Source organism: Priestia sp. Y58, assembly GCF_029522095.1.
GTDB classification, from domain to species: domain Bacteria; phylum Bacillota; class Bacilli; order Bacillales; family Bacillaceae_H; genus Priestia; species Priestia megaterium_E.
The window spans coordinates 314,925-336,138 of the sequence record NZ_JAKWFL010000004.1; the positions used below are offsets into that span (position 1 = coordinate 314,925).

Consider the following 21,214-nt stretch of genomic DNA (forward strand, 5'->3'; position numbering starts at 1 on the left):
CCCTGTAAGGGCGTTTTTATGTTGATTGCAAGGTGAAAAGCGTAATTTCAGGCGTAGCTAAAAAACGAAAAGGAATGCGAGTGGTTCCTAAGCCTCTATTCACATAAAGCTTCATTTTAGAATCTCCAACTTCGTACATTCCTTCAGGGTAAACCGTCCCAAAGGGCGGTGTAATCAAAGGACCGTAAAAAGGAATTTGAATTTGGCCTCCATGACTATGGCCGGAGAGCTGAAGATCCACTGGAAAAGGAGCTGCTTTGACAGCAACGTCAGGTTCATGAATCATAGCAATAGAAAAAATATCCGGCTGTAATTGCCCTAGCGTTCCTTCATATTGTGGGTTCCCAAGCATAATATCATCCAGTCCACAAATATGAATGTAGCTTTTATCGGGCATGGATACTCTGTCAACTTCATTTACTAAAAGTCTAAATCCTGCGTCTTCAATGGCTTGTTTGTAGATATTTGTTCCATATCCCCCATGATCATGATTACCATATATGGCATATTTTCCAAGAGGAGCCTGAAGCCTCTGTAAAATCGGGGGAATTCTTTCTGGATGCGGGTATTCATTAGGTACATCCATTAAATCTCCGGTAAATAATATAATAGTAGGCTTCAAATTATTTATGGTCACCATAAGCTGTTCCAGTTGTAATAAATCATAAGAGAGTCCAAGATGAATATCACTAAATTGTAAAATTTTTATTCCGTTAAAGCTTTTCGGAATGTTTTTAGAAGTAATTGTATGACGAACAATTTGCAGACGTCTAGGCTCAATATATTTGGCATATGTATACCCAAAAGACGTGGTGAGCAAAGACCCTAACGAAATAGACGCTAGTCCTTTCAAAAAAGATCGTCTTGTATACGTCTTTTTCATGCAAAATCAACCTATTCCTTATAGTTTTCAAGTTTTCATTATAGCATTGTTTTTTTTATCATCACAACGAGAAGTCTGCTTTTGAGTTAAATAGATAAAAGTTTCACTTTATTCAGAAAAAATAGTAAAATGATAGTTGTAAAACACTTACGTTTTGGGGAGGAATATAAATTGAAGAACAAGGTCGTAATTGTTACTGGCGGTTCAAGTGGAATGGGAAAACATATGGCGAAGCGATTTGCAGAACAAGGTGCTCATGTGGTAATTACAGGTAGGTCAGCCGATCGATTACAAGAGACAGAAAATGAAATTAAAACGTTTGATGGACAGGTACTTTCAGTGGTGATGGATGTACGCAATCCAGAAGATGTGGAACGAATGGTTCAAGAAACGGACAAGGCATTTGGCCAAATTGATTTTTTAGTTAATAATGCTGCAGGCAATTTTATATGTGCAGCTGAAGACTTATCCATTAACGGATGGAACAGCGTAATTAATATCGTATTAAATGGTACATTTTATTGCAGTTCCGCAGTAGGGAAATATTGGATCGATAAAGATACAAAAGGGGCCATTACAAACATTGTGGCTACATATGCCTGGAATGCAGGAGCAGGTGTTATTCATTCAGCTTGTGCCAAGTCAGGAGTTTTAACCATGACGCGCACGCTCGCAGTAGAGTGGGGAAAGAAATATGGTATACGGGTGAATGCAATTGCACCGGGGCCGATCGAGCGAACAGGAGGAGCCGATAAATTATTTGAGTCAGAAAAAATGAAAGCGCGTACATTAAATTCTGTACCATTAGGACGCCTTGGAACTCCTGAGGAAATAGCAGGATTAGCCAGTTTCTTATTCTCCGATGAAGCGTCTTATATCAATGGAGAGTGTATCACAATGGACGGGGGGCAGTGGCTAAATCAGCATCCTTTTTAAGGTTGGATACGTACTAAAAAGTACAAAGCAAACCGAGAAGGGCTAGCAAAATTATGCTATTCGTATTATACTAACGTAAAGTGAACAAGGAGAGGGGAGAGTTGAGTGGACCCGTTAGATGTATTAACAAACATAGAGAAAACTCTTCCGTATTATCAAGCAATTTTTAGTGCAGATGGACATAGAGTAATTGGCTATGAAGTGTTGGCGAGGTTTCAAAATGAAGGGGAAATTGAAAGTCTCGGCCCATTCTTTCATGATGATGCGATTCCGGATGAATATCGCATAGAAGTTGATTATGCTGTTTTAACACAAGCGCTCGAGCATATGTTGACCCAGGAAGAGCAATTTTTAATTTTTATTAATCAGAACCCTAATTTATTAATGAACGATCATGGAGAATCCTTGCTAGAATTATTGCAACTTTTCGAAAATAAAGGATTATCGCTTGATCGAATTGTTCTCGAAATTACAGAACACAATTTTAGTGGAGATTTGGAATCACTTCAACACTTACTAAAGTATTATCAAACATATGGTATTAAGATTGCAATTGATAATATAGGAAAAGAAAGTAGTAATCTAGACAGGATTGGGTTGCTTTCACCAGATATTTTAAAAGTAGATTTACATATTCTGAGACAAACGGACATGGCGCAGTCGTATCAAGACGTATTGTATTCTTTATCTCTGTTAGCAAGAAAAATGGGTGCTACGCTTCTATACGAAGATATAGAAGCCTCCTATCAGCTGCAATATGCATGGAGAAACGGAGGCAGGTATTTTCAAGGTTATTATTTACATAAGCCGGCTGCTGAACTTGTCGATCCGAACATCTTAAAGGATAAACTAAAGGAACGTTTTGAAATGTATATCGCTCATGAAAAGAAAAAGCTGCTTGCTGTTTACCAGCTGACAGAACGCTTTCAAGATAAAATGCAGCAGGTAATGACAAAGTGCAGAAAGCTAGAAACGTATGACGAGATGCTGCCTGTTATTGCAGAAGAACTATCCAACGTGTGTTTTCGCCTTTACATCTGCGATGAAAACGGATTTCAAAAGTCTTCTAACTATGTAAAGAAAAATGAGGATTGGATTCTTGAGCCTGAATATGTAAAGAAAAATTGGAGCTGGCGCCCATATTTTCTTGAGAATATTATTCGAATGAGCTATGAAAAAAAAGGCATATTATCAGATTTGTATAATGATATTGAAACAGGTGAGAATATCCGGACTTTTTCGTATCCGATTGATAATATGCACTATATATTCCTTGATATTTCATATTCTTTTTTATACGAAAGAGACGTTTTGTAGAGAATAAATAAGTTGAAGTTAAACCGGCAACCAGCAAAAGTGGTTGCCGGTTTTTTATGTTTTTTTAGAGGAGAACGACAGTCGATTATAGAGATATGCATAGGCAGGGGAAATTTCGGAATTCTAATAAAAAAGAAGTGAAGGAGCTGATTTAATTTGAAGAAAATATGCTTACTTGTCTTTTTGCTGATTGTCTTGTACTCAGGAAAATCTGTTCATGCAGAAGTATCAGGAGAGATTAGGCATGAAATCTTTATAAATTTGCAGGACGCTTATCAGGCTCAGCTAAGAGCTGCGTCTGCCCATACTAATCCAGGCGCTGTTCGTGAGCTGAAATTGTTTTTAGATGATGAGTATGCATCTGTGTTTTTTAATGAGTCTCTCTTACAAAAAGCTCAAGGGTATGTCGGAGAGGGACCTGAATATTTAACACACTACATCCCTTTCTTTTCTTTCGATGAACAGACGAAGGTAGCTCTTCATTCCGACCAAAACAAAGCTTATGTCTATCAATTTTTTCCGGCCGTGCATAATGAACGGGTAAAATACCAAGATCATTATGAAATGATCGCGTTAGTAAAAAAACAAGGGAAATGGAAAGTGCAAAAGTTTATATATAGTAAGTAACACTCAAAATAGCCGAGGAAAGCTTATTTTGAGTGTTTCTGTTACCCGATGTTAAGAAGCTTCTCAAGTGCTTGAAGATCAAATCCTCTGATAATTTCTTGGTCAACACGAATGGTCGGAGTGGAATAAGACTCTAACTCGGTAGTCATTCGTTTTCGAGCAGAAGCATCTTTAGATACGTCAAATTCTTTATAGGAAACGTGATGATGCTGTAAAAACTGTTTAACAATTTCGCAAGGTGGGCAAGCTGGTTGTGTGTACAACTCTATAGATCTCAATGAAAGCACCTCCCTATATTAAAATGAATGGTGTTAAAGTAGAATGAAGTTTTGTATGATACATAGTATATCGCTATGTTATTATAATAAAAAACGACATATATCGCTATAATAAGGCATTTTCTTATGAAAAATCACGTAAAGTACTTGTGTTTTTTTAGTATGTGGCATATAGTGAAATGGTGTCTTTTAAGTATTAGTTTAGATAAAGTATTTATTTGAATTGATATTGTAGAAAAGTCGAATGCGTAATGATGTAATAGGTGAAAGGAGAGATTATATGTCACAATTACAAGGTATTTTAACTCGTCTTGTGAATCTCCGTGAGCAAGCAAGTGGAAGTGAAGCGCCACAACGCTTCTTCGAAGTAGAGGGAAAAAGAATTTGCAGCGTGAAATATCATGCAAAAACTGAAACATACGAACTTGAAGTATATCAAGATGGTGAAAAGCCAGCCGTTTATCAATTTGATAACGTTGATATGATTGCAATTGAAATTTTTGAACTTATTCATTAAGGGATAAAGCAAAACGAATGCCGCAAAGGATTTTATACTTTGCGGCATTTTTTTGTTACTGCGTATGGAGTTTTTGCGGTGGCTTCCGCCCTATTTTCCCGAGAAATATCGACAAAGTGATAGCAGATTTTCTGATAAATAGAAGGAACGGGTCGAATGCTGTAAAAAAATCAAAATAAAAAATTCAGATAATTATGAACTTTCGTTGACACTTGTTTTAAAAAAATCTAGACTTAACATATAAGGGAGAACATCGAGTGTGTCTGCTTCTATTCCCTCTTAAAGGTTCGCATTTACGTAAGCAAGCTATTTTCATTTTGTAGCTTGTTCTTTTTCTCTTTACACACGTGGAAGTTATGAGAAATGGAAGGAGAATGTATAAATGATTGATATTGATCACAATCAGTTAAATCAAATTGAACTTCGAGATTTGCTTGTCACTTCTGATAAAGTTGCTCATGTTCAAGTGGGAAATAATTTAGAACATGCTTTGCTTGTGTTAACAAAGACTGGTTATACGTCCATTCCCGTATTAAATCCAAGGTTTCAGCTGCAGGGGTTCGTGAGCATGACGCTTATTTTAGATTCGATTTTAGGATTAAAGCGCATTGAATTTGAACGATTAGAAACCATGAAAGTAGAAGAAGTTATGAATCAAAATGTTCCTCGTGTCTCCATGAAAAAATCCGTATTAAAAGTCATAAATGCCATGATTAACCATCCTTTTTTGTGCGTAGAGAATGAAGATGGCATTTTTGAAGGGATTTTAACACGAAGAAATTTGTTAAAATCATTAAGAAGGCAGTCCATCATTCTCCCGAAAGAGTCATTTCAATAATTTTTTTAAGAAATCGTGTTTCAGCCTATCTTTCTCCGTTTTTTTCTTATATGATAAAGGTAAAATGAAAGTAAAAAGAGGCTTGAAAGGAATAACTGAATGCAATTAATAGAATGTCGAATGCTCGTTGTATTAGCTCAAGAATTAAATATGAGAAAAGCTGCAGAGAGATTATTTGTATCGCAACCAGCTTTATCACAGAGGCTGCAAACCATTGAAAAAGCATGGGATACACAAATCTTCATTCGTTCGCAAAAAGGACTGTCATTAACGCCTGCTGGAGAAAAGATTGTTCAATTTGCAAAAGAAGTGGTAGAAAAAGAAGATCGGGTTCGTGAGGACTTGCATCATTTAGATAATGAAGTATATGGTACACTCAAATTAGCGGTGGCTTCGATTATTGGACAGCACTGGCTGCCGGCGGTGTTAAAACGCTATATGGATCGTTACCCACATGCTAAAATCTCTCTTGTAACCGGCTGGAGCAGTGAAATGCTTCGCTATCTGTACGAAGATGAGGTACATATTGGAATCATACGCGGAAATCCGGATTGGAAAGGCGTCAAAGAACATTTGTTTACAGACCCTCTTTACCTAGTTGATTCAGAAATTGAAAGGGCAGCGGAAGTAGTAAACACTCATCGACCATTTATTCAATTTAAAAGTGACTCAACGTATTATCAAGAAATTTTAGAATGGTGGCATCGAGAGTTTCATACTACACCGAAGCGTACAATTGTAGTGGATCAGATTGAGACGTGTAAGCAAATGGCTTTGAATGGTCTTGGGTTCGCTATTTTACCATCGATTGCTATTAAAGAAGCTGGAAGCCATATTCACCGGACGCCGCTTCTGAAAGCAAATGGAGAGCCAATTACGCGAGACACTTCTTTAGTTGGATATGAATCAGCGTTTAAACTGAAGCAAGTTCGAGCATTTGTTGATATTGTACGTGAATATGTAAGAGAAACGGTCTAAAGCGAGCCCAGATGCTCGCTTTTTTTATTTGCAATCGTTATCTTTTTATTAAAACGATAATGATGCTTGTCATTGTGAAAGCATTTTGTTACATTAAATGAGACATTGCTTACTTAGGAGGAATACATAATGAAAATGATGGATGCTAATGAGATTATCTCATTTATTCAAAACAGCACAAAATCAACACCGGTAAAAGTTTACGTAAAAGGTGAAGTAGAAGGAATTGACTTTGGTTCATCTTCTAAAACATTCGTAACGGGCAACACAGGTGTAGTATTTGGTGAATGGAAAGAAATCAAAGCTGCTATTGAAGCAAACGAAGGAAAAATTGAAGACTACGTAATTGAAAACGATCGCCGCAACTCTGCGATTCCTTTATTAGATATGAAAGGAATTAAAGCTCGTATTGAGCCAGGCGCTATTATTCGCGATCAAGTTGAAATCGGCGACAACGCTGTTATTATGATGGGTGCATCTATTAACATCGGCTCGGTGATCGGTGAAGGAACAATGATCGACATGAACGTAGTACTTGGTGGTCGTGCGACAGTAGGTAAAAACTGTCACATCGGCGCAGGTTCTGTATTAGCTGGTGTTATTGAGCCACCTTCTGCAAAACCAGTTGTAGTAGAAGATGATGTAGTAATCGGTGCTAATGCTGTTGTTCTTGAAGGTGTAACAGTAGGTAAAGGTGCCGTAGTTGCTGCAGGTGCAATTGTGGTAGAAGATGTAGCTCCTTACACAGTAGTAGCAGGTACACCGGCTCGCGTTATTAAAGAAATTGACGAAAAAACAAAGTCTAAAACAGAAATCAAGCAAGAATTGCGTCAATTAAACGAAGAATAAGAAAAACGATCAGTTTGCGCTTTTTCTTTGCTGAATTAATAGGTTTTAGCGATTGGGATACTGAATCCTTGAACGTATCATATGGACAAGTTGGAAGCGTGGGCAACCACGCTTTCTTCTTTATTTCGTGAGGAGGACATACACATGGCTGAAAATGAATTTGTGAAAATAAGAAGAGAGCTACATAAAATTCCTGAATTAGGGTTTCAAGAGGTGAAAACACAGCGTTTTTTGCTTGATTATATTAACACTCTTCCGCAAGAGCGCTTAGAAGTAAAGACGTGGAAAACAGGACTCTTTGTTAAAGTACATGGTACAAACCCAACTAAAACAATAGGCTACCGAGCAGATATTGACGGTCTTCCTATCACGGAAGAAACGAATTATTCTTTTCAATCACAGCATGAAGGACTTATGCATGCCTGCGGACATGATATGCATATGGCCATTGGGCTAGGCGTACTAACTTACTTTGCTCAGCATGAAATCAAAGATAATGTACTGTTCATCTTTCAACCTGCAGAAGAAGGTCCAGGAGGAGCACAGCCAATGCTCGAAAGCGATATCATGAAAGAATGGCTTCCAGATTTCATCTTCGCCCTTCACGTAGCGCCTGAATATCCGGTTGGTTCGATTGCGCTGAAGGAAGGGTTGCTATTTGCTAACACGTCTGAGCTATTTATTGATTTAAAAGGAAAAGGCGGCCATGCTGCTTATCCACATACAACAAATGATATGGTAGTTGCTGCATGTCAGCTCGTTTCACAGCTTCAAACTATTGTTGCTCGCAACGTTGATCCGCTAGACAGCGCTGTAATTACAGTAGGAAAAATTCAAGGCGGGACGGTTCAAAATATTATTGCGGAGCGAGCTCGCATAGAAGGAACCATTCGCACGCTATCTCCTGAATCAATGACGCGTGTTAAAGAACGAATTGAAGCGATTGTTAAAGGAGTAGAAGTAGGGTATCAGTGTGAAACAGCCATTGATTATGGCTGTATGTATCATCAAGTATATAATCACCATGAAGTCACGCGAGAGTTCATGGAATTTGCCAAAGCGCAAACGGACGTGGATGTGATTGAGTGCAAAGAAGCAATGACAGGAGAAGATTTTGGCTATATGCTAAAAGATATTCCTGGATTTATGTTTTGGCTTGGCGTTCAGTCTGAATATGGGCTTCATCATGCAAAGCTGCAGCCTCATGAAGGCGCAATAGATATTGCGATTACACTTATTACAAAATATTTTGAACATAAAGGCAATCAATAAATCGTATAATCATTTTTCCTTATGGCTAAATTAATACCATGAGGAGGTGGGCAACGATGGCACGAATTGGTGTAGAATACGGTTTAACAGATGTACAAGCTGCACTTCAGCAGCTCGGACATGAAGTGGTACAATTACGCAACGAAAGTGATGCACAAGGGTGCGATTGCTGTGTTGTAACAGGACAGGATTCAAACGTAATGGGGATTTCTGATGCAGTAACGCAAGGCTCAGTTATTACAGCTAGCGGATTAACGGCAGAAGAAATTTGTCAGCAAGTAGGCAACAAGGTACAAGGGTAAAAGAAAGCCGAAGGATATAAATCCTTCGGCTATTTTTTATGCATGCTGAGGCTGCTTGGCATCTTCAGGCTGCTTTTTATCAATATTTACTTGATGAGGGAACGGAATATCAATACCGTTTGCGTCAAACGCTTCTTTAAACTCTTTGCGAAGCTGACGTTCAACTCCCCACTGTTCACCGTTTTTAGCTTTGCCAACTACACGAAGCACAACGTCCGATGCGCCTAGGCCTTGAACTCCTATCACGCTTGGACCTTCTACAATGTTTTCATTTGTTGCAGCAACGCGCTCGCATACTTTTTCTAGTACGGAAATAGCTTTGTCAATATCATCATCATACGAAATGCCAATATCAATCAACGCGCGCATATTGCCTCGGGAATGATTGCTTAAGCTTGTAATTTCACGGTTAGGCACATAGTGTAGAGTTCCATCAAATCCGCGAATTTGAGTAGTACGAAGACCTACTGATTCGACAATTCCTGAAAAACTTCCGGTTGTTACATAGTCGTCAACATCAAGCTGTTTTTCAAGAAGTAAAAAGAAACCTGTTACAACGTCGCTAACCAGTCCTTGAGCACCGAACCCGATTGCTAGACCAACAACTCCGGCACCAGCTAATAAAGCTGTCGCGTGGATATTTACTGCTTCAAGCAGCATAACGACAAAAATAAAAATAAGTACATATGAAAACACATTAACGGTTAAACTTTTGAGTGTGAGCATACGTCCGCGCGTAGCATTTTCGCGCTCGCTCATTTTTTCAAAGGAACGTTCAATAACTTTTTTACCAATTGCTCGTACAAGTAAAAATACAATGGTAATGGCAATGAGTTTTAACACAATAACTCCAGCATTGGTAAGAAGCTGTTCCCAGTTGATGTCTTGCATCTTAAACATTAGTTGTTCATCCTTCCTATGTTCTGTTTCAATATTAATAAGTGGGAATTTATTCTCTGGAAAAGATTTTGTAAGAGTATGAGCACATTTGTTTATTCCCGATATTAGACATGCTAAACTGAGAAGGTAAATAAATGCAACCCTTTTATAGCATTTTTTTGCTGAAGTCAGGGTTTAATTTGCCCTAAAGGCGGGCATAACAACTATGTTACCATTATAAGGTGTTGTTTAAATTCATTCTTAATTAATATTGACTAAAAAAACAATATCCATTATAATGAAAACCGTTATAACAGTACATAAGTGAGAATGTTTTATACATTTTCTCATTTAATAATTATTTGGAGGGATCATGTATGCCAGAACGTATGGTAGGTAAACAAGCTCCACGCTTTGAAATGGAAGCTGTATTATCAAACAAAGAATTCGGTAAAGTTAGCTTAGAAGAAAATATTAAAAATGACAAATGGACAGTATTATTCTTCTATCCGATGGACTTTACATTTGTATGTCCAACAGAAATCACTGCACTTTCTGACCGTTATGATGAGTTTGAAGATCTTGACGCAGAAGTAATCGGTGTTTCTACAGACACAATCCATACACACTTAGCTTGGATCAACACTGATCGTAAAGATAATGGTTTAGGTGATCTTAAATATCCATTAGCAGCTGATACAAATCACGTTGTTTCTCGTGAGTACGGCGTTTTAATTGAAGAAGAAGGTGTAGCACTTCGCGGTTTATTCATCATCAGCCCAGAAGGCGAATTACAATATTCAGTTGTAAACCACAACAATATTGGCCGTGACGTTGATGAAACTTTACGTGTTCTTCAAGCGTTACAAACTGGCGGACTTTGCCCAGCTAACTGGAAACCAGGTCAAGCTACTTTAAACGCGTAAGCACAACGTTTAAAAGGTCTAACGTCCACGTTAGGCCTTTTTTTCATCGGATAATAAAGAACATATAGTTAATAATAGTGAAAATAAGGGAGGCTTTTATTCATGAAATTACGTCAGCCAATGCCTGAGTTAACGGGCGCTACAGAATGGTTAAACGGAGAGGTTACAAAAGAGCAGCTAATCGGCGAAAAGCCAACGCTTATTCATTTTTGGTCAGTAAGCTGTCATTTATGTAAAGAAGCAATGCCTCAAGTAAATGAATTTCGCGACCAATACAAAGATCAATTAAACGTAGTAGCAGTTCATATGCCGCGCTCTGAAGATGATTTAGACTTATCAAAAATTAAAGAAGTAGCAGCAGAACATGATATTACGCAGCCAATTTTTGTAGACAGTGAGCATAAATTAACGGATGCATTTGAAAATCAGTATGTACCGGCATATTATGTATTTGACAAAACAGGTCAGCTACGCCACTTCCAAGCTGGTGGAAGCGGTATGAAAATGCTTGAAAAGCGCGTGAATCGTGTATTAGGCGAGAACGAATAAATACAGGCAGTTGTAACAGGTGAAAAGCATTCGATGCTTAGTAGAACTTGCATCGAATGTTTTTCTTTTTTGTGTGTAGGAAGTAACTGATAAAGGAAATATAAAAATGTGGATTTTTTCTTGTGAGTTTACACCATACTAACACTAACAACATGATACGAAACTTACTATTGGAGGTAATTTACATATGAAATTAGGTATGATTGGCTTAGGGAAAATGGGAGCAAACTTAGTATTGAATTTACTAGATCATAACCATTCTGTGGTAGCATTCGATGTGAATAACGAAGCCGTACAGAAAGTAGCAGAAAAGGGAGCAGAAGGCGCTTCTTCCATTAAAGAATTAGTGAGCAAATTAGAGAAACCACGCATTGCTTGGGTCATGGTTCCGGCTGGAGAGCTCACAGAAAAAGTAATTTCTGAGCTCCAAGAACTACTTGAAGAAGGAGATATGATTATTGAAGGCGGTAATTCTAAGTATAAAGATTCTGTACGACGTGCTGCAGCTTCTGCTGAAAAAGGAATTCACTACTTTGATGTCGGAACAAGCGGCGGAATGGAAGGTGCCCGAAACGGTGCTTGTATGATGATTGGGGGAGATAAAGAAGCATTTGCTACAATCGAACCTATTTTCCGCGACATCAACGTAGAAAACGGCTATCTTTATTCAGGTGCAGCAGGAAGCGGCCACTTCTTGAAAATGGTTCATAACGGAATTGAGTACGGAATGATGCAAGCAATTGCTGAAGGTTTTGATGTGTTAGAGAAAAGTGAATTTGACTATGATTATGAAGCTGTAGCCCGCGTATGGAATAATGGCTCTGTTATTCGCTCATGGTTAATCGAATTAATGGAACGTGCATTTTCAAAAGATGCAAAACTTGACAGTATTAAAGGAGTTATGCATTCTTCCGGTGAAGGAAAATGGACGGTTGAATCAGCTTTAGATTTACAAGTGCCAACGCCAGTTATTGCTCTATCGTTAATGATGCGCTATCGCTCACTTGAAGACGATACGTTTACAGGTAAAGTAGTTGCCGCTCTTCGCAATGAGTTCGGCGGACACGCAGTAGAAAAACAATAAAAAAAGAGGCTGGAACAAACGTATTTTAGACGAAGTGAAAAACGACCCATTGATCAACATGTTTGATTAGTGGGTCGTTTTTTGTTATGGTGAATAGTTTCGTCTGTTTAGATCCTTCTAGCAGTTGATAGGAGTGCAAGTTGGCCGCCCGCGCAAAGTCTTGCATGGAAATCAACTGCGGTATCACAAGCAGCTCAACTAATATATTCCATTTGTTCGTCTTTAGAGTGGATTCATTTAATTATATCACAGCCTCTTTTTTTATGACTATTTACCTTTTTTTGAAAAATTATCTAAAAATTATGGTAAATTATTTCGGGAACCGATATATTTAAATATGTGTGCCGCATTTTAGCTAAAGGAAGGACGGGGTATATGGAAACGTTTAAAAAACTAAAAAATTTTTATTTGCCGTACCGAATGTACTTTTTTTATTCTGCTATTTGCTTGTTGTTTGTAACCTCCATCACGGTGATTTACCCTATTGTGTTGCAATATACGATTGATCATATTGTGTTAGGAAAACAATATCAGCTAGTCGATAATGTAGCATTTATTTTTATTGGGCTAATGATTGTCAAAGGAATCTTTACATATATTCAGCAATATTACGGCGACTTATTTGGAATTAAGTCCGTGTATACTCTTCGCAATAAACTTTACCGCAAACTTCAGTATTTACCGTTTTCTTACTATGACAATGCTAAAACAGGGGACTTGATGTCCAGGTTGACAGCTGATGTAGAAGGATTTCGTTTTTTTCTATCTTTTGGCTTCTCAGAATTAATTCGCTTCGTTATTTTACTTACTGCCAGCTTTTCCGTTATGTTCTATTACTCTATTTCACTTACTCTTGTCACAATCTGCCTGCTGCCTTTTTTAGGGGTAGCTGTTTATCGTTTCGATAAACGCGTTCATCCAGCGTTTCGCTTAATTCGCCAATCGTTTGGAGAGCTTAATACCAATGTTCAAGAAAATATAAGCGGCATACAAACCGTCAAATCATTATCAAGAGAAAAATTTCAAACCTCTAAATTTAACGACTCCAACGGAGTTTATAAAAATCGAAATATTGAAACCGCGAATGTGTGGGCAACTTATTTCCCCTTAATGGAGTTTATAGGAAACTTATCTATTGTTGGTCTCCTTGCGTACGGAGGAGCGCTTGTTATGAACGGAAGCGTACGTCCGGGAGAGCTTGTTGCTTTCTTTAGCTTAACCTCTTATTTAATGTGGCCTATTATGAATCTAGGGTTTGTTATCAATATGTTTTCACAGTCTAAAGCTTCAGGTGAAAGGCTGCTAGAAATTTTAGAAGAAGAAGAAAAAGTCCATGAGCATGCCGGAAGTTTCTCTATTAATGGAACGGTCGAGTTTCAACATGTTAGCTTATCCTATCCAAACGAAGAAAAAAAGTCGCTTGAGAACATATCTTTTTCTGCTTCTAAAGGAAAAGTAGTAGGTTTAATCGGAGCAACTGGATCCGGCAAAACAAGCTTAACCCAGCTGCTCACGAGGTTTTACGAACCGACTTCAGGACGAATCTTAGTTAACCATCGTCCGATTAAAGAGTATCCGCTTCCTGTTCTTCGGAAAGAGATTGGCTTTGTACTTCAAGAAACCTTTTTGTTCTCAAGCAGTATAGGAACCAATATTTCCTATGGCGTGCCGGGTATTTCTAGAGAAGACATTATTGATGCTGCAAAACGAGCGCAGGCGCATGACTTTATTATGGAGCTTCCGGATGGGTATGACACGATGCTGGGAGAGAGAGGACTGGGGTTATCAGGCGGACAAAAGCAGCGCATTGCGATTGCACGAGCGCTTATCTTAAACCCTAGCATCTTAGTATTAGATGATGCGACAAGTGCTGTTGATATGAAAACAGAAAGAGAAATTCAATTGGCTTTAAAAGAAGTGATGAAAAATCGTACGACGTTTATTATCGCACACCGCCTTTCTTCTTTGCGACATGCCGATGAAATCTTAGTCTTGCATGAAGGTCAAATAAAAGAGAGAGGAAGCCATGAAACGCTCATTCAAAAGGAAGGGATTTATAAAAATATTTATGGCATTCAATATGAAAGCAATACGTCAGTGATGAACGTATAACAAGGGAGGAATAGAATGGAAGCCGAAAAAAATAAAGTTGTGCGAGAGCGCTTTTATTATCAAACAGATCAAATCATTGATAAGATGTTTAACTGGAAGCAAATGTCCCGCTTGTTTCGTTATCTTCATCCATATCGAAAAAACTTGCTTCCTTTCTCGTTTCTTATGGTCATTATCACGACGGTCATTAGACTCGCTATTCCTATTTTGATAGGTGTATATACGCTTGATCACGCTGTGAAAGATAAAAATAGCACGCTGCTCATGCAGTTAGTTTTCATAATCTTTAGCTTGTATGTACTATCTTATATTTCGAATATCTTTCGAATTAAATGGATGAACCAACTCGGGCAGCACGTTATATATGATTTAAGAAAACATTTATTTACGCATATTCAAGGGCTGTCGCACCGGTTTTTTGATACGCGTTCAGGAGGCTCTATTCTTGTAAGGATCATGAATGATATTAACTCTCTTCAAGATTTATTTACCAACGGGGTAGTTAACCTGTTTATGGATCTCTTATTGTTAGTGGGGATTGTAGTTATATTATTTTCTCTCAGTCCTGCTTTGACATGTGCTGTTTTAATCATTTTACCGATTATGTTTTTGATTTCCACAAAGCTGAGAAGAAGAATTCGTCGGTCGTGGCAAGTTGTTCGTATGAAGCAGTCAGTATTAAATTCACATTTAAATGAGAGTATTCAAGGCATTCGCGTCACTCAATCATTTGCTCAAGAACAAGAAAATATGCTGTTTTTTGAGCGCATAAACAGTGAAAATTACGAGAGCTGGAGGCAAGCTACTCGAAAAAATGCCATGTTTCGACCGTTTGTAGAACTCACAAATGCTGTCGGAACGGCTATTTTAATTTGGTTCGGTGCCGTACTTATTCAAGATGAACGGCTAACAATTGGTATTTTTGTATCATTTGCTTTTTATCTTGGAATGTTTTGGGAACCGATTTCCCGTTTAGGGCAAGTGTATAATCAATTATTAATGGGAATGGCTTCATCCGAGCGTATTTTTGAATTTCTAGATGAAAAACCTCTCGTCGCAGATTTGGAAACCGCTACGTCTTTAGAGGATATGAAAGGAAAAGTTGAGTTCAAACACGTCTCATTTTCTTATGATGGGAAGCGGAAAGCTCTCAACAACGTATCAATTGACATAAAAGAAGGCCAGACGGTTGCTTTAGTGGGGCATACTGGATCTGGAAAAACGTCCATTGCTAATTTAATCACCCGTTTTTATGATGTGAACGAAGGGCAGATTTTAATTGATAATATGCCTATTCGAGATATTACGTTAGCAAGTTTACGAGCGCAAATTAGTATTGTGCTGCAAGAAACCTTTATTTTTTCAGGAACCATTATGGAGAATATTCGGTTTGGAAAACCCGATGCTACTGATGATGAAGTGATTAAGGCCGCAGAAGCGGTAGGGGCTGCAGATTTTATAAAGCGTCTGAAAAAAGGCTATGATACGGAAGTAGAAGAACGAGGAAACGTTTTATCCGTGGGAGAGCGTCAATTGATTTCATTTGCTCGAACGCTGTTGGCTGATCCTCGTATTATCATTTTAGATGAAGCAACAGCAAGCATCGATACAGAAACAGAAGTGAAGATTCAACAAGCGCTTAAAACGCTGTTAAAAAACAGAACGGCTATCATGATTGCTCATCGGTTATCTACTATACGAGAAGCAGATAACATCATTGTATTAGATCACGGAAGCATTATTGAAACAGGGAATCACGGGGAACTTATGCAGCAAAAAGGCGTATATTATTACCTTGTTCACACCCATGCTACAGCTTAAAAAACAGAGGGAGCTAATCCTTCTGTTTTTTTATGAGTGTGAGAAATAGTAAAGAGATATAAGCGTTGTTAACGGGAAAATGAGGTTGATACAAAAGAATTGTGGTAAAATAACGGTAGTTCAGATTTTTTCCTGTACATAATGGAGGAATTCAAATGAAAAAAGAATTTGCAGTCATCGGATTAGGTAGATTTGGTGGAAGTATTTGTAAAACATTAAGCGATCAAGGAATGGAAGTTCTGGCGATTGATATTGATGAAGAAAAGGTAAATGAGTACGCTAACGTTGCTTCCCACGCAGTAGTAGGCGATTCAATGGATGAAGGGGTTCTAAAAAGTTTAGGAATTCGTAATTTTGATCATGTTATCGTAGCTATTGGTGACAATATTCAGGCGAGTATTTTGACGACCCTTATACTAAAAGAGCTGGGCGTTGAAAAAATAACGGTAAAAGCGCAAAATGATTATCATGCCAAAGTATTATCAAAAATTGGTGCCAATTTTATCGTGCATCCCGAACGAGATATGGGACGAAGAATTGCCAATAACATGATTTCAAACAGCGTGCTGGATTATTTAGAGCTATCTGAAGAACACAGCATTGTCGAATTAGTAGCGAGCAAAAGAATGGCTGGCAATACGCTGATTGAGTTAGACATTCGTGCGAAATATGGCATTAACATTGTAGCCATTAAGCGTGATCGAGATATCATCGTTTCTCCTCAGGCTTCCGAAACGATTCAAGAAGGGGACGTGTTGATTGTTATTGGAGCAGATGCAGATATCAACCGCTTCGAAAATAAATTTGCCAGTGCTTAATAAAAAAGAGCAGATGCGATTGCATCTGCTCTTTTTCTTGTATTAAACCTCCATAATGATTGGTAAAATCATTGGACGGCGCTTTGTTTTTTCGTAAAGGAATGGAGCCAATGTGTCTGTGATTTCATTTTTAATCTCAGACCATTGTGACGTACGACGTTCCATCACTTTGTTCAAGTGTTTTGTAATGAGGGACTGTGCATCATTAATTAAGTCGCCAGATTCGCGCATATAAACAAAACCACGAGAGATAATGTCTGGACCAGCAGCGATCTTGAAGTCTTTCATATTGATGCTTACAACGACAATAACAAGACCTTCTTCAGATAAAATGCGGCGGTCACGAAGTACGATATTTCCAATGTCACCGATTCCGCTTCCGTCAATATATACAGAGCCTGAAGGGATTTTGCCGGCTACTGAAGCTTCGCTGTCGCTTAAAGCTAGCACCTCTCCATTATCCATAATGAAGCAGTTTTCTTCAGGAACTCCACAGTCTGTTGCAAGTTTGATGTGCATCTTCTGCATGCGATACTCACCGTGAATTGGCATAAAGTATTTTGGCTTCATTAGGCGAAGCATTAATTTTTGCTCTTCCTGTCCACCGTGTCCAGAAGTATGGATATCGTTTAGAGCACCGTGAATAACCTCTGCTCCTGCACGGAATAGCATATCAATTGTTTTGCTAACACTTACTGTATTTCCTGGAATAGGTGAAGATGAGAATACAACCGTATCTCCAGGGATAATTTGAATTTGGCGGTGAGTACCATTTGCAATTCTAGATAGCGCTGCCATCGGTTCACCTTGGCTGCCTGTACATAAAATAGTCACGCGGTTAGCTGGAATTCGGTTAATTTGAGAAGGCTCAATGAACGTATCTTTTGGACATGAAATATATCCAAGCTGTTGGCCAATCTCAATAGCTGCTTCCATACTGCGTCCGAATACAGCAACTTTACGGTTATGCAATACGGCTGCTTCCACTACTTGCTGTAAGCGGTGAATATTTGAAGCAAACGTTGCAAAAATAATACGGCCGTCTACTTTACGGAAAATGTCATGAATGCTGTCACCTACGCGGCGCTCAGACATCGTAAAGTTAGGAATTTCACTGTTTGTACTGTCTGAAAGCAAGCATAGAACGCCTTCTTTACCGATTTCAGCCATTTTTGTTAAGTTAGCCGGTTCGCCCACTGGTGTAAAATCAAACTTGAAATCTCCTGTATGTACGATTTGTCCGTTTGGTGTTTTTACCACAATTCCGTAAGAATCAGGAATACTGTGAGTTGTACGGAAGAACGTTACCGATGTTTTACGGAATTTAATTACGTCATCTTCAGTAATTTCATGAAGCTGAGCTGTACGAAGCAACCCATGCTCGTCTAATTTGTTGCGAAGAAGCCCAAGGGCTAATTTCCCTGCATAAATAGGAATGTTTAATTCTCTTAATAAGTAAGGAATTCCGCCGATGTGATCTTCATGACCATGTGTAACGAAAAGGCCACGGATTTTATCTGCATTTTTTACTAAATAACTGTAGTCAGGAATAACGTAGTCAATTCCTAAAAGCTCATCTTCAGGGAATTTAATTCCTGCATCAATAAGAATAATTTCATCTTGAAACTGTACGGCATACGTGTTTTTACCGATTTCGCCTAGTCCACCCAGGGCGAAAACTGCCGTTTGATTATTTTTTACAAATTTCATTTTCATCATATCTCCAATACTTTAAAATCTTCATGCTGTTGTTCATATTCTAGATAGTCTCCAGTCACTGCTTGAACAAACTCAATATTAATTGAACGCGCTTTTAACTTTTTACGAACGTCACGCTCAGAATCTGCGTTCACATACACTGTTTTTGTATTTTCACGTACAGCTACTTCACTCATTTTTTCTTGAAAATAAACTTTAAAAATCATAACAAAAATCTCTCCTTAATTCCGAAATTCAAATAACTTATTTTATTATATTATAAAATGTGTATGTATTTCATGTATTTTCTAAAGAAACTTGCTTTCACTACATTTTAGTCATCTAAATATAACAAGTCAATTAATTATAGAATAATATTAATAGGAAACGGATACAAGACTATATTTTCCGGGCGTATAAAAAATAAGGGCTATTCCATTGTACGATGCAGACACACACTCTGCAAATTTTACAACAGAAAGCCCTAAAAAAATCGATTATGCCATCGTTTTTTTACGCAATAATTCATTCCAGCGTTTTAGCAGCCTTTTTCGAAAATCTTTTAACATGATTTTTCAGCTCCTTTGTTTTTTTTGCGATACCTGCCTGTCTCTCTCTGTACTTTTATTATATGATGAAAAGGGAGAGGTTTCTCGTGGTTAAATATGGAAAAATTGTAAATAAGGCCGTCCATTTATAGAGAAACCAGCGCTTGTTTGATATAATTGGAAAGGCTTAACAAAGAGATAAAAAATTATAAAAAATAAGGTGATAAACGTGGAACGAAAGATTATTTTTTTTGATATTGATGGAACGTTATTGGATCATGATAAAAAACTGCCTGCTTCTACAAAAAAAGCTGTCCAGCTGTTAAAAGAGCAGGGGCATGAAGTGGCAATTGCAACTGGAAGGGCTCCTTTTATGTTTAAAGATCTGCGTGAAGAGTTGGATATTCAAACATATATTAGCTTTAATGGTCAGTACATTGTTTTAAATGGAGAAGTTCTTTATAAAAACCCGTTAAATAAAGAAGAGCTTCAAGATTTAACAGCTTTTGCTGTTGAGCACGATCACCCTGTCGTATACATGGATCATGAAGATATGAAATCAAACATTGAATTTCATGATTATATCGAATCCAGCATCAGCACGCTGAAAATTGGATTTACCCACCCTCACCACGATCCTACTTATTTCAAAGGGCGTGAAATTTATCAATCCCTCTTATTCTGTACAGCGGGAGAAGAAGCTCCTTATGAAGAAAAATTTAAGAAATTTGATTTTATTCGCTGGCATGAATTTTCAACTGATGTTCTGCCAAAAGGTGGATCAAAAGCGCGAGGAATTGAGACCATGATTGAAAAGCTTGGCTTTGACAAAAAAGATGTATATGCATTCGGAGACGGCTTAAACGATATCGAAATGCTGGAATTTGTCGGAAATGGCGTAGCGATGGGAAATGCGGAAGAAGTCGTGAAAGAAGTTGCTAATCTTGTTACAAAAGATGTAGCAGAAGATGGTATTCTCCACGGATTAGAGCTAGTAGGATTATTAAAGTAAGAAAAAACGCGAGCTCTGGCTCGCGTTTTTTAGCGTTCATATGGAAAAGCATTTTCAGGTTCTTGAAATGGACTTTCTTTATTAATGTAATCATAAAACATAATTCCGTCTAAATGATCAATTTCGTGCTGAAATACGACAGCAGGAAGGCCCTTCAAACGAATTTTGACTTCTTCGCCTTCAAGCGTTGTGCCTTTTACTGTGATACGTGCATATCGAGGAACAAATCCTGGGATATCTTGATCGACAGACAAGCAGCCTTCACCGCCTGTAAGATATGTCTTTTCAACTGAGTGGCTAATGATCTTAGGGTTAAATAATGCATAGCTGTATAGCTTGCCTTTTTCATCCGTAACGTGTACCCCAATCATTCGTTTTGATACATTGATTTGAGGAGCGGCAAGCCCGATACCAGATCGCAGTCCATATTTAGCAGCAATTTCAGGATCTTGGCTGTTTTTTACATATTCTAATAAGCTATGTAAAATCTTTTTGTCTTCTTCAGAAGCAGGTAACGGTACTTCTTTTGCTACTTCTCGCAGCGTTGGGTGTCCGTCTTGAATAATATCATTCATTGTAATCAACTTTCACATCTCCCTAGGCTATTTTATAGGTATAAAGTGTACCAAATCCGTATAAAAAAGTCATTACCTCGACCTTCACCACATAAATGTTTCTACTAATTATATGTATCAAACATATGGAAAAACATGCATAAGAAAAAATAAAAGCGACCGTTAGCCGCTTTTATTGTATAATTACCAGCCGCCACAGCTGCAGCCGATAATAACTAATAAAATGAACAGTACGATTAATAACACAAAACCTTTATTAGAACCGCCGCAGCCATATCCACCATAACCCAACATAATATAACCTCCCGTAGTTATCAATCCCAAGGTAAAAAGTAATAAACTCCCTTTTTTTCACGATTGGGTTAGTATAATATATTAAAAGGTGGAAAAAGGGT

General features: G+C 38.0%; 23 protein-coding genes. 16 read left to right on the top strand and 7 right to left on the bottom strand.

Going from position 1 to position 21,214, the window contains the following annotated elements; translation table 11 throughout:
• Positions 1–16 precede the first annotated feature (16 nt).
• On the bottom strand, positions 17–883 hold the full coding sequence (locus MMB68_RS14870) for a metallophosphoesterase (protein WP_221785662.1): 867 nt from the start codon (positions 881–883) through the stop codon (positions 17–19).
• 171 nt (positions 884–1,054) lie between these two features.
• On the opposite strand from MMB68_RS14870, the gene fadH reads away from it, so the two are divergent.
• The 3 genes from fadH (at position 1,055) to MMB68_RS14885 (ending at position 3,763) form a co-directional block, all read left to right on the top strand.
• Complete coding sequence (gene fadH, locus MMB68_RS14875) at positions 1,055–1,819, top strand: 2,4-dienoyl-CoA reductase (RefSeq protein ID WP_277448362.1); 765 nt, start codon at positions 1,055–1,057, stop codon at positions 1,817–1,819.
• A gap of 105 nt (positions 1,820–1,924) precedes the next feature.
• Entirely contained in the window at positions 1,925–3,136 is a 1,212-nt protein-coding gene (locus MMB68_RS14880) for an EAL domain-containing protein (protein ID WP_050689396.1), read from the top strand.
• Between the two features lie 156 nt (positions 3,137–3,292).
• On the top strand, positions 3,293–3,763 hold the full coding sequence (locus MMB68_RS14885; RefSeq protein ID WP_221785661.1) for a DUF3993 domain-containing protein: 471 nt from the start codon (positions 3,293–3,295) through the stop codon (positions 3,761–3,763).
• A 41-nt stretch (positions 3,764–3,804) separates the two neighbouring features.
• Here the strand turns inward: MMB68_RS14885 and MMB68_RS14890 are convergent, their stop codons facing one another.
• Positions 3,805–4,041 carry a glutaredoxin domain-containing protein gene (locus MMB68_RS14890; RefSeq protein ID WP_013056034.1) on the bottom strand — a complete coding sequence of 79 codons (237 nt, stop codon included), beginning with the start codon at positions 4,039–4,041 and terminating at the stop codon, positions 3,805–3,807.
• A gap of 280 nt (positions 4,042–4,321) precedes the next feature.
• Here MMB68_RS14890 and MMB68_RS14895 point away from each other — a divergent pair, with 280 nt between their 5' ends.
• The 6 genes from MMB68_RS14895 to MMB68_RS14920 all read left to right on the top strand — a co-directional run bounded on the left by MMB68_RS14895 (position 4,322) and on the right by MMB68_RS14920 (position 8,797).
• Complete coding sequence (locus tag MMB68_RS14895) at positions 4,322–4,558, top strand: YkuJ family protein (RefSeq protein ID WP_013056035.1); 237 nt, start codon at positions 4,322–4,324, stop codon at positions 4,556–4,558.
• A gap of 382 nt (positions 4,559–4,940) precedes the next feature.
• The gene (gene cbpB / locus MMB68_RS14900) at positions 4,941–5,396 is read left to right on the top strand and encodes a cyclic-di-AMP-binding protein CbpB (protein WP_013056036.1); all 456 of its coding nucleotides are present in this window, start codon (positions 4,941–4,943) and stop codon (positions 5,394–5,396) included.
• Between the two features lie 99 nt (positions 5,397–5,495).
• Positions 5,496–6,374: a LysR family transcriptional regulator gene (locus MMB68_RS14905; RefSeq protein WP_013056037.1), complete on the top strand. Its 879-nt coding sequence runs from the start codon at positions 5,496–5,498 to the stop codon at positions 6,372–6,374.
• 129 nt (positions 6,375–6,503) lie between these two features.
• Positions 6,504–7,223: a 2,3,4,5-tetrahydropyridine-2,6-dicarboxylate N-acetyltransferase gene (gene dapD / locus MMB68_RS14910; protein ID WP_013082280.1), complete on the top strand. Its 720-nt coding sequence runs from the start codon at positions 6,504–6,506 to the stop codon at positions 7,221–7,223.
• Positions 7,224–7,367: 144 nt separating this feature from the next.
• Positions 7,368–8,495: an N-acetyldiaminopimelate deacetylase gene (locus MMB68_RS14915; RefSeq protein WP_277448367.1), complete on the top strand. Its 1,128-nt coding sequence runs from the start codon at positions 7,368–7,370 to the stop codon at positions 8,493–8,495.
• A 56-nt stretch (positions 8,496–8,551) separates the two neighbouring features.
• A complete protein-coding gene (locus MMB68_RS14920; RefSeq protein WP_013056040.1) occupies positions 8,552–8,797 on the top strand; it encodes a YkuS family protein in 246 nt (81 codons plus the stop codon).
• A 36-nt stretch (positions 8,798–8,833) separates the two neighbouring features.
• Here MMB68_RS14920 and MMB68_RS14925 read toward each other — a convergent pair whose 3' ends face one another.
• On the bottom strand, positions 8,834–9,697 hold the full coding sequence (locus tag MMB68_RS14925; RefSeq protein ID WP_043979565.1) for a mechanosensitive ion channel family protein: 864 nt from the start codon (positions 9,695–9,697) through the stop codon (positions 8,834–8,836).
• Positions 9,698–10,053: 356 nt separating this feature from the next.
• On the opposite strand from MMB68_RS14925, the gene MMB68_RS14930 reads away from it, so the two are divergent.
• The 6 genes from MMB68_RS14930 to MMB68_RS14955 all read left to right on the top strand — a co-directional run bounded on the left by MMB68_RS14930 (position 10,054) and on the right by MMB68_RS14955 (position 16,986).
• Positions 10,054–10,602: a peroxiredoxin gene (locus MMB68_RS14930; RefSeq protein ID WP_014461006.1), complete on the top strand. Its 549-nt coding sequence runs from the start codon at positions 10,054–10,056 to the stop codon at positions 10,600–10,602.
• A 102-nt stretch (positions 10,603–10,704) separates the two neighbouring features.
• On the top strand, positions 10,705–11,151 hold the full coding sequence (locus MMB68_RS14935) for a redoxin domain-containing protein (RefSeq protein WP_013056043.1): 447 nt from the start codon (positions 10,705–10,707) through the stop codon (positions 11,149–11,151).
• A 187-nt stretch (positions 11,152–11,338) separates the two neighbouring features.
• A complete protein-coding gene (gnd, locus tag MMB68_RS14940; protein WP_013056044.1) occupies positions 11,339–12,235 on the top strand; it encodes a phosphogluconate dehydrogenase (NAD(+)-dependent, decarboxylating) in 897 nt (298 codons plus the stop codon).
• 375 nt (positions 12,236–12,610) lie between these two features.
• Positions 12,611–14,347: an ABC transporter ATP-binding protein gene (locus MMB68_RS14945; RefSeq protein WP_269871856.1), complete on the top strand. Its 1,737-nt coding sequence runs from the start codon at positions 12,611–12,613 to the stop codon at positions 14,345–14,347.
• A 15-nt stretch (positions 14,348–14,362) separates the two neighbouring features.
• Positions 14,363–16,168 (top strand): ABC transporter ATP-binding protein, encoded by a 1,806-nt coding sequence (locus tag MMB68_RS14950; protein ID WP_277549142.1) that lies wholly within the window; start codon positions 14,363–14,365, stop codon positions 16,166–16,168.
• A 155-nt stretch (positions 16,169–16,323) separates the two neighbouring features.
• Positions 16,324–16,986: a potassium channel family protein gene (locus MMB68_RS14955; protein WP_013056047.1), complete on the top strand. Its 663-nt coding sequence runs from the start codon at positions 16,324–16,326 to the stop codon at positions 16,984–16,986.
• Between the two features lie 42 nt (positions 16,987–17,028).
• Here the strand turns inward: MMB68_RS14955 and rnjA are convergent, their stop codons facing one another.
• The gene (gene rnjA, locus MMB68_RS14960) at positions 17,029–18,696 is read right to left on the bottom strand and encodes a ribonuclease J1 (protein ID WP_013056048.1); all 1,668 of its coding nucleotides are present in this window, start codon (positions 18,694–18,696) and stop codon (positions 17,029–17,031) included.
• Between the two features lie 5 nt (positions 18,697–18,701).
• Positions 18,702–18,911 carry a DNA-dependent RNA polymerase subunit epsilon gene (locus tag MMB68_RS14965; protein ID WP_013056049.1) on the bottom strand — a complete coding sequence of 70 codons (210 nt, stop codon included), beginning with the start codon at positions 18,909–18,911 and terminating at the stop codon, positions 18,702–18,704.
• A gap of 550 nt (positions 18,912–19,461) precedes the next feature.
• On the opposite strand from MMB68_RS14965, the gene MMB68_RS14970 reads away from it, so the two are divergent.
• Complete coding sequence (locus MMB68_RS14970) at positions 19,462–20,244, top strand: Cof-type HAD-IIB family hydrolase (RefSeq protein WP_028407939.1); 783 nt, start codon at positions 19,462–19,464, stop codon at positions 20,242–20,244.
• A gap of 29 nt (positions 20,245–20,273) precedes the next feature.
• On the opposite strand, the gene def is transcribed toward MMB68_RS14970, so the two are convergent.
• Both def and MMB68_RS14980 read right to left on the bottom strand, forming a co-directional pair.
• On the bottom strand, positions 20,274–20,828 hold the full coding sequence (gene def, locus MMB68_RS14975) for a peptide deformylase (protein ID WP_221785657.1): 555 nt from the start codon (positions 20,826–20,828) through the stop codon (positions 20,274–20,276).
• A gap of 174 nt (positions 20,829–21,002) precedes the next feature.
• A complete protein-coding gene (locus MMB68_RS14980; RefSeq protein ID WP_016763434.1) occupies positions 21,003–21,113 on the bottom strand; it encodes a YjcZ family sporulation protein in 111 nt (36 codons plus the stop codon).
• Between the last annotated feature and the right edge of the window lie 101 nt (positions 21,114–21,214).

What these genes read in the sequence shown, in the direction of transcription:
- MMB68_RS14870 (WP_221785662.1), bottom strand. Translation starts at nt 883, where the DNA reads ATGAAAAAGACGTATACAAGACGATCTTTTTTGAAAGGACTAGCGTCT.
- MMB68_RS14895 (WP_013056035.1), top strand. Translation starts at nt 4,322, where the DNA reads ATGTCACAATTACAAGGTATTTTAACTCGTCTTGTGAATCTCCGTGAG.
- cbpB (WP_013056036.1), top strand. Translation starts at nt 4,941, where the DNA reads ATGATTGATATTGATCACAATCAGTTAAATCAAATTGAACTTCGAGAT.
- MMB68_RS14905 (WP_013056037.1), top strand. Translation starts at nt 5,496, where the DNA reads ATGCAATTAATAGAATGTCGAATGCTCGTTGTATTAGCTCAAGAATTA.
- dapD (WP_013082280.1), top strand. Translation starts at nt 6,504, where the DNA reads ATGAAAATGATGGATGCTAATGAGATTATCTCATTTATTCAAAACAGC.
- MMB68_RS14915 (WP_277448367.1), top strand. Translation starts at nt 7,368, where the DNA reads ATGGCTGAAAATGAATTTGTGAAAATAAGAAGAGAGCTACATAAAATT.
- MMB68_RS14920 (WP_013056040.1), top strand. Translation starts at nt 8,552, where the DNA reads ATGGCACGAATTGGTGTAGAATACGGTTTAACAGATGTACAAGCTGCA.
- MMB68_RS14925 (WP_043979565.1), bottom strand. Translation starts at nt 9,697, where the DNA reads ATGTTTAAGATGCAAGACATCAACTGGGAACAGCTTCTTACCAATGCT.
- MMB68_RS14930 (WP_014461006.1), top strand. Translation starts at nt 10,054, where the DNA reads ATGCCAGAACGTATGGTAGGTAAACAAGCTCCACGCTTTGAAATGGAA.
- MMB68_RS14935 (WP_013056043.1), top strand. Translation starts at nt 10,705, where the DNA reads ATGAAATTACGTCAGCCAATGCCTGAGTTAACGGGCGCTACAGAATGG.
- gnd (WP_013056044.1), top strand. Translation starts at nt 11,339, where the DNA reads ATGAAATTAGGTATGATTGGCTTAGGGAAAATGGGAGCAAACTTAGTA.
- MMB68_RS14945 (WP_269871856.1), top strand. Translation starts at nt 12,611, where the DNA reads ATGGAAACGTTTAAAAAACTAAAAAATTTTTATTTGCCGTACCGAATG.
- MMB68_RS14950 (WP_277549142.1), top strand. Translation starts at nt 14,363, where the DNA reads ATGGAAGCCGAAAAAAATAAAGTTGTGCGAGAGCGCTTTTATTATCAA.
- MMB68_RS14955 (WP_013056047.1), top strand. Translation starts at nt 16,324, where the DNA reads ATGAAAAAAGAATTTGCAGTCATCGGATTAGGTAGATTTGGTGGAAGT.
- rnjA (WP_013056048.1), bottom strand. Translation starts at nt 18,696, where the DNA reads ATGAAATTTGTAAAAAATAATCAAACGGCAGTTTTCGCCCTGGGTGGA.
- MMB68_RS14965 (WP_013056049.1), bottom strand. Translation starts at nt 18,911, where the DNA reads ATGATTTTTAAAGTTTATTTTCAAGAAAAAATGAGTGAAGTAGCTGTA.
- MMB68_RS14980 (WP_016763434.1), bottom strand. Translation starts at nt 21,113, where the DNA reads ATGTTGGGTTATGGTGGATATGGCTGCGGCGGTTCTAATAAAGGTTTT.